The 13709-nt window shown below is 58.4% G+C and carries 9 protein-coding genes; 5 read left to right on the forward strand and 4 right to left on the reverse strand.

Annotation, left to right across the window (positions count from 1 at the left end):
• Positions 1-237: 237 nt before the first annotated feature.
• The 3 genes from VGM18_02335 (at position 238) to VGM18_02345 (ending at position 7778) form a co-directional block, all read left to right on the forward strand.
• Positions 238-2268 carry an alkaline phosphatase family protein gene (locus VGM18_02335; GenBank protein ID HEY3971810.1) on the forward strand — a complete coding sequence of 677 codons (2031 nt, stop codon included), beginning with the start codon at positions 238-240 and terminating at the stop codon, positions 2266-2268.
• A gap of 210 nt (positions 2269-2478) precedes the next feature.
• Positions 2479-4992 (forward strand): choice-of-anchor tandem repeat GloVer-containing protein, encoded by a 2514-nt coding sequence (locus tag VGM18_02340; protein ID HEY3971811.1) that lies wholly within the window; start codon positions 2479-2481, stop codon positions 4990-4992.
• A gap of 218 nt (positions 4993-5210) precedes the next feature.
• Positions 5211-7778, forward strand: a complete 2568-nt coding sequence (locus tag VGM18_02345) for a 2-oxoglutarate dehydrogenase E1 component (protein ID HEY3971812.1) — start codon at positions 5211-5213, stop codon at positions 7776-7778.
• A gap of 26 nt (positions 7779-7804) precedes the next feature.
• On the opposite strand, the gene VGM18_02350 is transcribed toward VGM18_02345, so the two are convergent.
• The 4 genes from VGM18_02350 to VGM18_02365 all read right to left on the reverse strand — a co-directional run bounded on the left by VGM18_02350 (position 7805) and on the right by VGM18_02365 (position 10661).
• The gene (locus VGM18_02350; protein HEY3971813.1) at positions 7805-8578 is read right to left on the reverse strand and encodes a hypothetical protein; all 774 of its coding nucleotides are present in this window, start codon (positions 8576-8578) and stop codon (positions 7805-7807) included.
• 45 nt (positions 8579-8623) lie between these two features.
• Positions 8624-9706: a DUF5671 domain-containing protein gene (locus VGM18_02355; protein ID HEY3971814.1), complete on the reverse strand. Its 1083-nt coding sequence runs from the start codon at positions 9704-9706 to the stop codon at positions 8624-8626.
• Between the two features lie 320 nt (positions 9707-10026).
• Positions 10027-10419 carry a PIN domain-containing protein gene (locus VGM18_02360; GenBank protein ID HEY3971815.1) on the reverse strand — a complete coding sequence of 131 codons (393 nt, stop codon included), beginning with the start codon at positions 10417-10419 and terminating at the stop codon, positions 10027-10029.
• A gap of 26 nt (positions 10420-10445) precedes the next feature.
• Entirely contained in the window at positions 10446-10661 is a 216-nt protein-coding gene (locus VGM18_02365; protein ID HEY3971816.1) for a hypothetical protein, read from the reverse strand.
• A gap of 158 nt (positions 10662-10819) precedes the next feature.
• On the opposite strand from VGM18_02365, the gene VGM18_02370 reads away from it, so the two are divergent.
• Positions 10820-12913, forward strand: a complete 2094-nt coding sequence (locus VGM18_02370) for a hydantoinase/oxoprolinase family protein (GenBank protein ID HEY3971817.1) — start codon at positions 10820-10822, stop codon at positions 12911-12913.
• 72 nt (positions 12914-12985) lie between these two features.
• Positions 12986-13678: a response regulator transcription factor gene (locus tag VGM18_02375; GenBank protein ID HEY3971818.1), complete on the forward strand. Its 693-nt coding sequence runs from the start codon at positions 12986-12988 to the stop codon at positions 13676-13678.
• Positions 13679-13709: the final 31 nt, after the last annotated feature.

Consider the following 13709-nt stretch of genomic DNA (forward strand, 5'->3'; position numbering starts at 1 on the left):
TGTGCTGAGAACTCGTTAGTTCTACGGTATTCACTTTAGAAAGTTTGGCAATCGGTGCGAAATTTGTAACCTGGGCTTCATATTCGCGACCATGCTTTCCAGTCTTTTCAGTGAGATGGCTCTCCGACAGCTCGATTCAATTTCGAACGGGTGTGGATTTATTTTAATCTGGATTTCATAGTTGCATTGTCCCGCTCCGGCTAACGTCACCTGAGTAGTTCTTTCAGGAGGAAATACATGCCTACACCAGGTTTCCTGGCGAAAGCCAGGCAGCACCTCGCCGTTGCCACCAGCCTATTTGCCATCGTCGCGAATCTCGGAGCGCCGCTTCCCGCCGCCGCTCAAGATCCCGCGTACGATGTGACCACGACTACACCCATCAAACACGTGATCGTAATCATCGGAGAAAACCGCACTTTCGACCATGTGTTCGCCACTTACCAACCGGTTGGCAGCGACACCGTCTCGAACCTCTTCTCCAAGGGCATCGTCAATGCAGACGGGACGCCCGGGCCCAATTTCTCGCTGGCCAGCCAATCGGCGGCGGTTGATAACAGCGCCGACGGTTATCAACTTAGCCCATCGGATAATACCGCGTACCCAGTGCTGCCCCCGGTGCTCGCGGGAGGTTACACCACGCCGCCATTTGCGACCGTCGCGGATGCCAAGAAGTACGAGTATGGCCTTCCCGAAAACTACTACGTTTACCTCACCAGCGGCGGCACGGGTTTGGCGCATGGAGTTGTCGATACTCGCATCCCCAACGCGACTACGCTGCCCAGCGGCCCATTCCAGCTAACCTCTGCGACCCACCCCTACGATGTGTATGACAACAGCCCGGTGCATCGCTTTTACCAGATGTGGCAACAACTGGACTGCAACACGTCGAAAGCGGTCTCAGCCAATCCCAGCGGTTGCAGCGCCGACCTCTTCCCTTGGGTCGAAACCACGGTGGGCGCCGGCACCAACGGACTGCCCCAGTCCGCCACCTTCAACGACACCACGACCGGAGAAGGCTCGACTTCGATGGGCTTTTACAACATGCAACAGGGCGATGCCCCTTACCTGAAGTATCTTGCCGATCACTACGCGATCAGTGACAACTATCACCAGGCCGTGCTGGGTGGAACAGGCGCCAACCATGTCATGCTGGGGTTGGCTGACGCGATTTGGTTTAGCTCATCCAACGGCGACCCGGCCATGCCTCCTCACAACGAGCTTGTTGCCGCCGGCAGCCCGAACGCCGGCGTCGTGGACGAGATCGAAAATCCCAACGCTCAGGTCGGCACCAATAACTGGTACACGGAAGATGGTTACGGCGGCGGCTCGTATGGTTCCCCGTCCTATGGCGGAGGCACCTATACGAATTGCTCCGATACCAGCCAGCCCGGAGTTTCGGTGATCACCAGCTACCTGGGCGCGCTTTCGAATCCCATCGCTCCCAACTGCGACTCGGACCACTACTACCTGCTGAACAACTACAATCCCGGCTACTATGGGGACGGGACCAACGCCTACCTCGACATCGACAATCCGAACTCGACGGTCTTCACCATTCCTCCGTCGCCCATGCGGTCTCTGGGCGATGCGTTGAATGAAAAGAACATCACCTGGGCGTACTTCGGCGAACAATGGGATGCCTATCTGGCAAATCCCTATAACAATTACGTGACCCCCGATAACCAATATTGCAATATCTGCAATCCATTCCAGTACGTCAACTCGATCATGACGAGTGCAACGAACCGGAAGCACTTGCAGGACACGCTGAATCTCTATAAGTCGATTCAGGCCGGGAAACTGCCGGCAGTGTCGTACGTGAAACCCGATGGATGGCTCGACGGCCACCCGTCCTCTTCGAAGCTCGATCTGTTCGAGGGCTTCGTGAAGAAGATCGTCGACATGGTTCAGGCCCAACCGGACCTGTGGGCGACCACCGCGATCTTCGTCACCTTTGACGAAGGCGGTGGCTACTACGACTCCGGCTACGTTCAGCCTCTGGATTACTTTGGCGACGGCACCCGGATTCCCGTGCTGGCCATTTCTCCCTTCACCAAAGCCGGCCACATCTCGCACGTGTATGCCGATCACGTTTCAATCGTGAAATTCATTGAAGCGAACTGGGGAGTGACTCCGCTCACCTCTCGCAGCCGCGATAACTACCCCAATCCAGTAACCAGCACGAGCGATCCCTACGTCCCGTTGAATAGCCCAGCGATCGGCAATTTAATGGACCTGTTCGACTTCAGCGGCGGGCATAAGAAATAACGAACCGTTGCAGTCAATTAGTACGCCTCATGAAGCGGATGTCCCGTTAATATCGGGACATCCGCTTCGGCTGGCGCGATTTTTTAACACCGCTCGTCTTTACGCCTCCTTATGGCTGTGATAGAGTGTTCGCCTCTGTCGGAGAAGCCCCGGCAGATCTCCTCCCCTTCGATTCGAACTTCGATCTGAACTTCCCGAGAGGTGATCTCAATGAAGCGCAAATCCCTGCCCGCTATCTTCGTCCACAGTCTGCTCGCAGCCGTTGTTCTCTTTGCCTGCCAAACGTTCGCGACGGCCGGAACGGAAACCGTGCTCCACCAGTTCGTCAATGTGGGACAAGGCGCTTTCCCAGGCGCTAACCTGGTTCAGGACGCACAAGGCAACGTCTACGGCACGACTTCCAGTGGCGGCACGTACGGCTTCGGAGTGGTGTTCAAGCTCAGTCGCAACTCCTCCGGCAAGTGGCAGCAGAAAGTTCTTCACAACTTCACGGGCCTCACCGACGGCTTCCAGCCCAATAGTCTCGCGATCGATGCAGAAGGCAATCTGTTTGGCGCCACCACGGCCGGCGGCTCGACTTCCTATAGCACCTACGGCTACGGCGTCGTGTTCGAACTTTCGCCCGAGACAAACGGCTCTTGGGCTTTCATCGTTCTCCACGACTTCGCGGGTGGAACGACGGATGGCTCTGCCCCGGCGGGCATCCTGCTCGACTCCCTGGGGAACGTCTACGGCGTCGCTACCGGCGGCATTGAAAACACCTCGGCATGCGGAGGACCATGTGGGCTGGTTTTTCGGCTTAGTCCATCCAACAGTGGTTGGACTGAATCGTTCATATACAAATTCCAGGGTCAGGCGGACGGGGGCATTCCGGCTGCATCTTTGGCCATTGACTCGGCCGGCAATCTTTATGGCGCGACCACGGCAGAAACGCTGCCCTGGACTGTATTCAAACTAACCCCGGCGTCCTCCCACTGGACCGAGACGACCCTGTTCACCATGGCTGATTCACAGACGCAGGGCGGCCGTCCCAACGGCGTTACCCTCGACTCGGCTGGAAATATTTACGGCACATCGGCGCAGGGCGGCGTCAATAACGACGGCGTTGTGTTCGAGTTGGTCCGCGGCTCCGGTTCGCAGTACACCGAGAGCGTCCTGCACGTCTTTGCCGGCGGCAACGACGGCAACTCTCCGTACGGAACCGTCAGTATCGACAGCGCGGGCAATTTGTACGGCACCACGTATGGAGGAGGATCCGGTTCAACCACCTGCGCCAGTTGCGGCACGGTGTACAGACTTTCTCCGAGCCTCAGTACCTGGAAGGAAACGATTCTTCACGACTTCGTTGGCGAAACCGATGGAGCCAATCCACAAGGTGCGGTTCTCATCGATCCTTCCGGCGACCTCATCGGCACGACTCGTCTGGGCACCGAGGCCAATTTCGGCACCGTATTTGAGCTGGCCGGCGGCTCCTATAACGAGACTCAGGTTTACGGTTTTCCCGCTACTGACGGCGCCCAAATTCGGGGCGGCCTTGTGGAGGACGCCGCCGGAAACTTTTATGGCGTTGCGGCCACGGGCGGCGTTAATCAGTGTCCCCTTTCCAACTTTGGCTGTGGTTTGATCTTTAAACTCTCGCGCCAATCCAATGGAACCTGGGCGCGGACAATCATTCACAACTTCACGGGAACCCAAAACGGCGACGGCGACTATCCTCAGGGTAGTCTCATCTTCGACTCCGCCGGAAATCTTTACGGTACGACCTCGAACAGTGTCTACGGAGGAGGCACTGTCTTCAAGCTGACGCCAACGGCCTCCGGTGGATGGAGTTTCCGAACCATCTATGAATTCGGCCGTCACAATCACAGCGATGGAGCCAGTCCGTGGGGGACTTTGGTTATGGATAAGGCCGGCAATCTCTACGGCACGACCGTCAGTGGTGGAACTGGTTCGTACCTGAACTGCAACTACTGCGGCACCGTGTTCAAGCTCGCTCCCACCTCCAACCACGAATGGACGGAGAGCGTCATCTACAATTTCCAGGGCTTGCAAGACGGATCTTTCCCCATCGCCGGCCTCAGTATCGACGCTGCCGGCAATCTGTATGGCACGACTGCCGAAGGCGGTATCGGGACGGGCGACCAGGGTCTAGGCGTCGTCTTCAAGCTTTCACCGAACTCCACGGGAACCTGGACGCAAAGCGTTCTCTACACTTTCACCGGCGGCCTTGACGGTGCCGGACCAAACGGCGGCGTGATTCTCGATTCCGCGGGCAATCTTTACGGCACCACGCCAACCGGGGGCCCCGTTGGCTGCGGTTACGGCTGCGGCGTCGTCTACAAGTTGACACCCACAACCAGCGGTCCGTGGACGGAAACCGTGATCTACCCGTTTGCCGGAGTTCCCGACGGCACCATTCCACTCTCCACGCTGACCTGGGACGCGGCGGGCAACTTATATGGAACGACTGAGGAAGGTGGAAGCGCGTCCAACATCTTCTGCTTCGGCGGCGGCTGCGGCACCGTCTTCAAACTCGCTCCTTCGGCGGGCGGCTGGACAGAGAGCGTGCTGTATAGCTTCAACGGCCCGGCCTCGGATGGAGCCGATCCCTTTGCCGGCGTCATTCTCGACTCTGCGGGAAAAATCTACGGCACCACCAGCGTCGGCGGCATCAACGGCTACACCTACGAAAACGGGGGGACGGTCTTCGAGATCACGCCGTAGCCTGACGTGATTGTGTGGGGCGGACACTCCTGTCCGCCTGCGTGCAGTGACCGGACTCTTGGAACGCGCGTATTTCATGCGACCGCCGACGCGCGCACCAGGCTTCGATGGACAAGCGTGTCCGCCCCACACAGTCCGCCCCTCCCACACCATGTTTCTCCGCTTGACGAATCCCCCAACTTACCTCTCGCATCCTTTATCCTAGTAGCTGCATTCTTATGACCCCGAAATCCAAAGCTTCCAATGGCGGCGCTCGTGCCGCTGTCGTCGAATCTGCCGCTATCGAACCTGCCGTTATGGAATCGGCCGTTCCCGAATCTACGAATGGCTCCAATCCCGAGCGCGAACGCGTTTTCAACGCTTACCGCCAATGGGGATATCTCGAGGGCGATCTTGACCCGCTCGGTTTTCTACGTCCGCGGGAGACGCCGGAACTCGAGCGCGACGGCGAGTACGCGCGCGAGGCGCAGGCAATTTATTCTTCGACCATCGGCATCGAGATCAATCACCTCTATCGACCGGAGCGGCGGCGCTGGGTTTATGAGCGCATGGAGTCGCCGTCGCAAGGTTTCGAGGTCACAGAAAAAGATCAGGCGCGCATCCTCGAATTGCTGACTCGGGCCGACGTGTTCGAGCAGGTCATGCAGCAGCGTTATCTCGGCAGCAAGCGGTTTTCGCTCGAAGGCGTGACCGCGCTCATTCCGCTGGTGGATGAAGTTCTCGATACAGCCGCACAGCGCGGAGCGATCGAGTTGGTCATGGGCATGAGCCACCGCGGCCGCCTCAATGTGATTGCGCATGTGGCGCAGCGTCCGGCACAGGAAATTTTCGCGGGGTTTGAAGATGTCGACCCGCGCAGCGTGCTCGGCTCCGGCGACGTGAAATATCACATGGGAGCGACTGGCGAATACTTGACGCGCAGCGGCGCCAGGGTTCACATCCATCTGGTTTCAAATCCCAGTCATCTTGAAGCCGTCGATCCCGTCACCGTCGGCCGCACCCGCGCTAAGCAGGACCGCACCGGCGAAGGCGGAAGCGAAAAATATCTTCCGCTCATCGTGCATGGCGACGCGGCGTTTGCCGGACAAGGCATTCTCGCCGAGACCATGAACTATGCCGACCTTCCCGGCTTCACCGTGGGCGGCACCATTCATGTGATCGTCAATAATCTGCTCGGCTTCACGACAAGCTATACCGAGGAGCACTCGACGCGCTTTGCCGCGTGCATCGCTCGACGACAGTCGATTCCCATCTTCCACGTTAATGGCGAAGATGTGGACGCCGTGGTGCGCGTCGCGCGCATGGCCACCGAGTATCGCTACAAGTTCGGCACCGATGTCGTGATCGATCTCATCGGCTATCGCCGCCACGGGCACAGCGAGGTCGACGATCCGACGATCACGCAGCCGCTGCTCTATAAGAAGATCAAAGAGCATCCGCCGCTGTGGGAGATTTACGCCGATGATACGGGCGCGACTGGCGCGCCGGAACAGGCGGCGGCCGTTCGAGCCGAATTCGAAGCCGCGCAGAAAGACGCGGGCAGCATCAAGCACAAACCCCTGATGCGCGATCTGCCGAAATATTGGAATAACTATTTCGGCGGCGCTTACCGGCCGGAATACGAAGTCGAAACCGGATTGTCGTCGGAGGCATTATCCGAGCTCACGACTCGTCTCACTACGTATCCCGACGGCTTCCATATTCATCCCAAAGTAAAGAAGCTTCTCGAACAGCGCGCGGAAATGGGGACGGGGCAGCGCCCCGTCGATTACGGCATGGCCGAAGCGCTTGCTTTCGCGAGTCTGGTAAAGGCAGGAACGCATGTGCGTTTCAGCGGGCAGGATTCGCGGCGTGGCACTTTTAATCAGCGGCATTCGGTTCTGATCGACATCGAAAACGAAGACGAATACGTTCCACTCGAAAATATCGCGCCCGGTCAGGCGCGCTGCGAGATTTATAATTCAACGCTCTCCGAAGCCGGAGTGCTCGGCTTCGAATACGGCTACAGCCGCGACTATCCCGAATCGCTTGTGCTGTGGGAGGCGCAGTTTGGGGACTTCGTCAACGTGGCGCAAGCGATCATCGACCAGTTCATCAGCGCCGGAGAAGCTAAGTGGAATCTACTCTCCGGCGTGGTAATGCTGCTGCCGCACGGCTACGAAGGCCAGGGACCGGAACATTCGAGCGCCCGCATCGAGCGCTTCATTCAGCTCGCGGCAAAACATAATATTCAAATCGCGCAACCGTCGAACGCTGCGCAATATTTCCATTTGCTGCGCCGGCAGGCGCTACGGCACTGGCGCAAGCCGCTGGTCGTCTTCACGCCCAAGAGCATGCTGCGCCATGCTGACGCGAGTTCGCCGATTGAAGACTTCACGCACAAGAATTTTCTGAATGTGATTCCCGACACGCAAGTTGGCGAGGCCGACCGCATCCTCGTCTGCACGGGAAAAATCGGTCACGAACTTCAGGCCGAGCGCAAGAAGAGAAAAGATACGAGCACTGCGATCATTTTTCTGGAGCAGCTTTACCCGTTTCCCGACCAGGAATTGGTTGCCGAATTCGATCGCCATGGTAAGCAGGCCGACATCGTCTGGGTGCAGGAAGAGCCCGCCAACATGGGAGCGCTCTTCAACATGCTCCCGCGCCTGAAGCGCATCGCCGGTGATCGCCCGGTGCTGAGCGTTAAGCGAAGCTCCGGCGCCAGCCCTGCGACGGGGAGTTCGAAGGCGCATGAAGTGGAACAGAAAACGCTGCTGACGCTGGCCTTCACCACGAAGGGTTAGCGCCATTACTGATGTGGGACAGCGCATTACGGGGCCGGTGGACAACGCTCATAGTGGATGGAATTGACGATGTCGATCGCTTCTCCGATCATCTTCTTCAGGTTGGGATCTCGATCGTCAGGAAGCCGTTCGGGGTGCCTCGCCTGAAAAGTTAAGGTGTATAGCTTCTGACCGCACCCCTCCCCCAGCGAATCGAGGAACAGGCCGGCGTCAGCTGTGGCGAAATTTCCTCCAAACCATCTTCGCTTCATTCCATTTTCATCGCTCCAGGCCTTTAGGTTTTGGTCGAGGCCACAACTCTCCCGCGCCTTGGGATCGGCAGGGTCGACAATCAGGTTGTTAAAGATGAAGATTCGGCTGGCTGGCTGGGTATGCGACCGCAAGTATGCGCCGCACTCCGCAACATCCTCGACGCCAGGCCATGGAATGTTGAAGGCCTCGTTAAGCCTTCCGCCTTCGATCCCGCTGGCGTGGCCTGTGCGATAGGCGAGTCCCAAGGTATAGCCGTTTTTCTCCAAGATGAGCTTCCCTTCGGCTTGACTGACGGAACTGGCCAAAGAGATCGCCAGCCCGTCTGGATCCTTCAGCGCTGCGTCGGGCACGATACGCCAGCCAGCAGGAATAACGACGTTAATCTCACGATCTTCGTAAATCTTTGCTGGCGTGGCCTTGTGGCGCGAGCTCTGGGGCCGTTTCGACACCGGGGTCGGTGTCTGCGCCGGCGCCTGGGCAGTGAAGCCGCAGGCCGCTGCTGTTCCCATCGCTAGAGCTGTAACGAACTTGAGAAGACGAAACGACATGGAATTTCCCCTCATGAGCTTCTGCAGAGCACATCTTGGGCCAAATCAGTTCGGAAAGTAAATGTTCGGATTGTTCGGTACTTGGGCAGCATCGATTGCGAAGCAGTGGCGTCCGGCGGAATGAGACCAAGCCTTTGAACGTGGAATGGATTCGTTCTGCTCGCTGGTTGCTGCAAATGTCGCACACAGCTCGTAGTGGCTTCCTTCTGCGACGCGGTACTCATACGCCACGCGAGTGATGGGATCAGCGAATACCATATCCGGTAACTCGTCAAGATGCCCAGGGAGCTTTTGATTCGAGTTCCAGATGGTATGGATTTTGTCACTCAGCTGATATAAATCCTGCACGCGCTTTGCGTCGGCGCGCAGTAGTCGTTGACTACGTGGTGATCCAATGTACGAAAATCCAAAGATCAGCATAACCACCACCGCCACGCCGCTAACCCCTGCCATCCACCTGTTCCTGCTCCATTTATCGTGAGGCTCGGATTCTTCCGACCGTTTCAGCCCCCCAAAGTAGTAGAAGAAAACACCGCCGGAGAGCACCAGCACGACGAAGGCTTTGGCAAGGAATCGAGAGGTGATCTCGCCCCGAAGGAAATAGGTCAACGCGGCGATCAGATCACCGATGATGACGCATGCGGCAATAACCAGCGCCATGTACGTCAACCACTTGCGGACGGGTGAGTTCAACTTCTCCGGGTGGATGCCCTCGTCGTGTAAAACTGCCCGGGAGACCAGCAGGTAAATCGGAAAGGCCACCAGCACCGAAGCCATCGATCCGGCGGCGCTGTAAATATCGTACCCTTGGTAATAGCCTGCTGAAAATAAGGTGTCCGCCAGCCAACGGTCGATCATTGTGAAGGCCAGTACGCCCAAGCCGATCGTCCAAATGGCCAGAGTCGAGAAGATGAGTAAGTGAAAGAAGGCGTCCTTGGCCGCCGTTCCGGTGCCCAGGCGGTGGGGGATCTCCATTCCTGTTACGCGTTCGTAGTGAGCAGCAAGCGCTTCGTAGACTTCTTTCTCCGGCCAGCCTCGAGCCGTGAGAATGCCCACCAGCGACTGCTCTGACGCGCCGCTTGCCTTGGCGCGCTCAATGAATTCGTGGATGCCCGGGCTAGGAGCCATAGCCAGGATCGTATCGTAGTATCTCGTCCTTTTCGAGTGCCTTGTCGGATGAGCCCGGATTCTAATTCGGGGTGCGCGATATTCGACGTTCATTGCAAGACGTGAGGTTGTGGATGGTTACCCTAATTCGCACCCACGTCATGCGTCGCCGCTCCCAACTCCTCCGCGTAGCCATCGATGCTGGCGGCACTTTCACAGATTGCGTTTGGATTGACTCGTCGACCGAAGTCCCATGCGTACGCCAAATAACTATGAAGCTTTTCATGGCCATATATTGCGAACAGATCGGAGGGCCGGAGAGGAGCAGCTGCGTGCCCGTTCTACGCGCGTTCCGGCCTCATTAACAGATCCAGATTGGCAGCTGAGGCAAACGTCCGGAAATCCCGGTCCCGCGTAAGCAACGGGATATCTCGGTCGATACAGGTCTGGGCGATCAGGGCATCACCCAGCCGGGCCTTGCGATGCTTTCGAAGCGCCTTTGCCCGCAGCATCCCCGCCCGTTGCCAGTAGCCAGCTTCAATTTCTATCATGGGTATTTCGGAGAGAGTTTCGGCTACGCCCAAAGGAAGATCAGGGTCGCTCAACAACTCAGTGAGCACGGCAGGGGCCATGACTACCTGCCGCTCGGCGAGCGCCTTATCGAGCAGATCCACATCTTCGCCTCTGGCACCTTCCAGAAAGGCGATCCAAGTGCTCGTATCAGCCGCAATCATTGGTCATAAACTCATTGCTCGTAAATTCAGCGGTCGGCTTTCAGTTCACTAAACGTGCGCGAGAAGAGCACTTTCCCTCGCAGTTTTCTCAAATGGGCGTAGGTCCTCGATGCAGCAACCAGCCGGAGCCCGGTACGGACCGTCTCTGTGATGCCCGCGCCGATGGCTACTTGGGCCTTTTCCAGCAGTTCCCCGGGTACCTCGACGGTGATCTTGCGCACAGTCTCCATATTGACGCCCATTCTACCATATTCCGTACCAGCATTGATTATGGCACTGAGGCCCGCCTCGCGGAATCTAAATTCGCGGCTGTGCCCGGTTCCTCGCGTCCTTTGCGAGAAGAGCCGCCTTTCGCGAGAAGAAGGCTTCGCCGGATGTTACCCTAGTCCTCTCATACCGCATGCCCAGCCGCTCTCAACCCCTGCGCATTGCCATCGACACTGGCGGCACATTCACCGACTGCGTTTGGATTGACTCGTCGACCCGCAGCCTGCGCCTGCTGAAAGTTTTTTCTACGCCGGCCGATCCCTCGCAGGCCATTGTCGAAGCACTCCACAAAATCGCACCTGGCGGAGACTTCCTCCTGCTTCATGGGACCACCGTGGGAACCAACACGCTGCTCGAACGCAAGGGCGCGCGCACTGCTCTCGTCACCACCGCGGGATTCGAAGATGCCATCGAGATCGGACGCCAGGCCCGCCCCAAGCTTTACGATTTCTTCTTCGACCGCGTCGAGTCGCTTGTCCCCGCGAATCTGCGCTTCGGCATCGACGAACGCGTTGCCAGCGACGGCGAAATCCTGACATCTCCCACGGCGGAAGAATTGGGCTCGCTCGTAGAGCGCCTCGCCGACGCGAAGCCAGGGTCGATTGCGATCTCCCTACTCTTCTCATTCGCAAATCCGAAAAATGAACAGGCGATTGCGAAAGCGCTGAAGCGGCTGTCTGTGCCGCTCTCAGTCTCGCACGAAATCCTCCCTGAGTTTCGCGAGTATGAACGCACGTCCACGGTAGTCATCAACGCCTATCTGCAGCCCGTGATGCAGCGCTATCTGCACAACCTCGCGGACCGGCTTCGGGCTCCCGGCTCTCGGCTTTCGGAAACCGATACACTTCCGAGTTCGCAAACCGGAAGCCGGAAGCCAAAAGCCGGAAGCCGCATTTTCGTCATGCAATCCAGCGGAGGCATTACCGCGCTCTCTGCCGCCGCCCGCGAACCGGTGCGCACCGTGCTCTCTGGGCCCGCCGGAGGCGTCGTTGGCGCTGCTGCCACGGCACGCGCCAGCGGCTTCGAACGAATCATTGCCTTTGACATGGGAGGAACTTCCACTGACGTCTCGCTGGTCGAAGGCGAAATCAAAACCGCCACCGACGCCCAGGTCGCGGGCCTGCCAGTGAGTGTGCCCATGCTCGACATTCATACCGTCGGCGCCGGAGGAGGGTCGCTGGCGCGCTTCGACGCTGCCGGTGTTCTTCGCGTAGGCCCGGAATCGGCGGGGGCCGATCCTGGCCCGATCTGCTACGGGCGCGGTATGCAGCCGACTGTTACCGATGCCAATCTTCTTCTCGGCCGGCTGCAACCCACTCGCTTTCTCGGCGGAAATTTCATTCTCGACATCGATCGCGCGCGCCGCATCACGCAGGAATTTTTGAAGAAGCAAGGCTCAAAGCTTACGCTCGATCAATTCGCCGGCGGAGTCATTCGCGTCGTCAACGCCTCGATGGAGAAAGCCATCCGTGTGGTCTCCATCGAGCGGGGCCGCGATCCGCGCCACTTCGCGCTGGTCGCCTTTGGCGGCGCGGGAGGCCTTCACGCTTGCGCCCTCGCCGAAGCGCTTAGAATTCCGCACGTGATCGTGCCGGCGCTTCCCGGAGCGCTCTCGGCCTTAGGCATTCTGGCCAGCGATGTGGTCAAGAATTATTCGCGCACGGTTCTGTGGCGCGTTTCCAAAGAGATTCCCCGGGCGCAACTCGCCGCCCAATTTTCCGCGCTCGAAGGAATGGCCGCCATAGAATTCCGTCGTGAATCATGGGCCGGAAAGCCGGGTTACAGCCGCAGCGTGGATTTGCGCTATCGCGGCCAGGGATACGAACTCAACATCCCGCTCACTAGAAATCTGTTGCCCGACTTCGAACGCGAACACCAGCGACGCTACGGCTACGCGCATTCCAAGCGCGAAGTCGAGATAGTTACCTTGCGCCTGCAAGCCGTGGTGAAAACTCCGAAGCTGGAAGTCACGACGGGTTGCGCGGGGACGGGCGCATTCGCCCGTCCAAGCCGAGCAAGGCTCGGCAGGCCTTCCGTACTCAAAGCCAAGGTCCTGTTCGAAGGCAAGAAATTAGAAACGAAGCTGTACTCGCGTGACGACCTGAAGCCCGGCAGAAAATACTCCGGGCCCGCCATCATCACTGAATACAGCGCCACCACGGTCATCCCGCTCAGTTGCCGTTTCCAGTTCGACCCCTCCGCAAACCTGATTATTAACATCCGATGAAATTCGCAGCCTGTGTACGTAAGCCAGTACTCGGTACTAGGTACTCGCCACCCGCTCCGCTACAATAATTCCGTGAAACCTAGCCTTTTTGTCGTTGAAGACGACCCGGACATTTCCCGCCTCGTTCGCCATCACCTGGAACACGAAGGGTTCACGGTGCGCGTTTATCCTACTGGCGCAAATGTTCTCTCCGACGCGGAACGGCAGCGCCCGGCGCTCTTCGTCCTCGACATTATGGTCCCGGGCAAAGACGGTCTGGAAATTTGCCGCACCATTCGTCAGACTCCGGGGCTCGCTTCGGTGCCGGTGATTTTTCTGACCGCGAAAAGCAGCGAGGCCGATCGCGTGCTGGGGCTCGAACTGGGCGCCGACGACTACATCGCCAAGCCCTTCAGCCCGCGCGAACTGGTGGCTCGCGTCAAGGCTGTGCTGCGCCGCTTCGAGCGTCCGCTTCCACCGAGCCCCATGAAGATTGGGGAGATCGAAATCGATCCTTCGGCCATGACTCTGACCGTGCACGGCAATCTGGTGCCCACCACCGCGACCGAGTTCCGCCTGCTCGATTATTTCGCGCGCCACAAGGGCCGCGTCTTCAGCCGCGATCATCTTCTCGACTCGGTGTGGCGCGATACGGCCTACGTTACGCCTCGCTCGGTGGATGTCTACGTCCGCCGCATCCGCGAGAAAATCGAGCCCGACCCGGAAAATCCGCGCTATCTGAAGACTGTGCGAGGAGCCGGCTATCGCTTCGAGGCTCCGAAGTGAGCTGCCTCGCGAGAATCAGACTCAGAAGAAC

This window comes from Candidatus Sulfotelmatobacter sp., from assembly GCA_036500765.1.
In the GTDB taxonomy this organism is placed as follows: domain Bacteria; phylum Acidobacteriota; class Terriglobia; order Terriglobales; family Acidobacteriaceae; genus Sulfotelmatobacter.

What these genes read in the sequence shown, in the direction of transcription:
- VGM18_02335 (HEY3971810.1), top strand. Translation starts at nt 238, where the DNA reads ATGCCTACACCAGGTTTCCTGGCGAAAGCCAGGCAGCACCTCGCCGTT.
- VGM18_02340 (HEY3971811.1), top strand. Translation starts at nt 2,479, where the DNA reads ATGAAGCGCAAATCCCTGCCCGCTATCTTCGTCCACAGTCTGCTCGCA.
- VGM18_02345 (HEY3971812.1), top strand. Translation starts at nt 5,211, where the DNA reads ATGACCCCGAAATCCAAAGCTTCCAATGGCGGCGCTCGTGCCGCTGTC.
- VGM18_02350 (HEY3971813.1), bottom strand. Translation starts at nt 8,578, where the DNA reads ATGTCGTTTCGTCTTCTCAAGTTCGTTACAGCTCTAGCGATGGGAACA.
- VGM18_02355 (HEY3971814.1), bottom strand. Translation starts at nt 9,706, where the DNA reads ATGGCTCCTAGCCCGGGCATCCACGAATTCATTGAGCGCGCCAAGGCA.
- VGM18_02360 (HEY3971815.1), bottom strand. Translation starts at nt 10,419, where the DNA reads ATGATTGCGGCTGATACGAGCACTTGGATCGCCTTTCTGGAAGGTGCC.
- VGM18_02365 (HEY3971816.1), bottom strand. Translation starts at nt 10,661, where the DNA reads ATGGGCGTCAATATGGAGACTGTGCGCAAGATCACCGTCGAGGTACCC.
- VGM18_02370 (HEY3971817.1), top strand. Translation starts at nt 10,820, where the DNA reads ATGCCCAGCCGCTCTCAACCCCTGCGCATTGCCATCGACACTGGCGGC.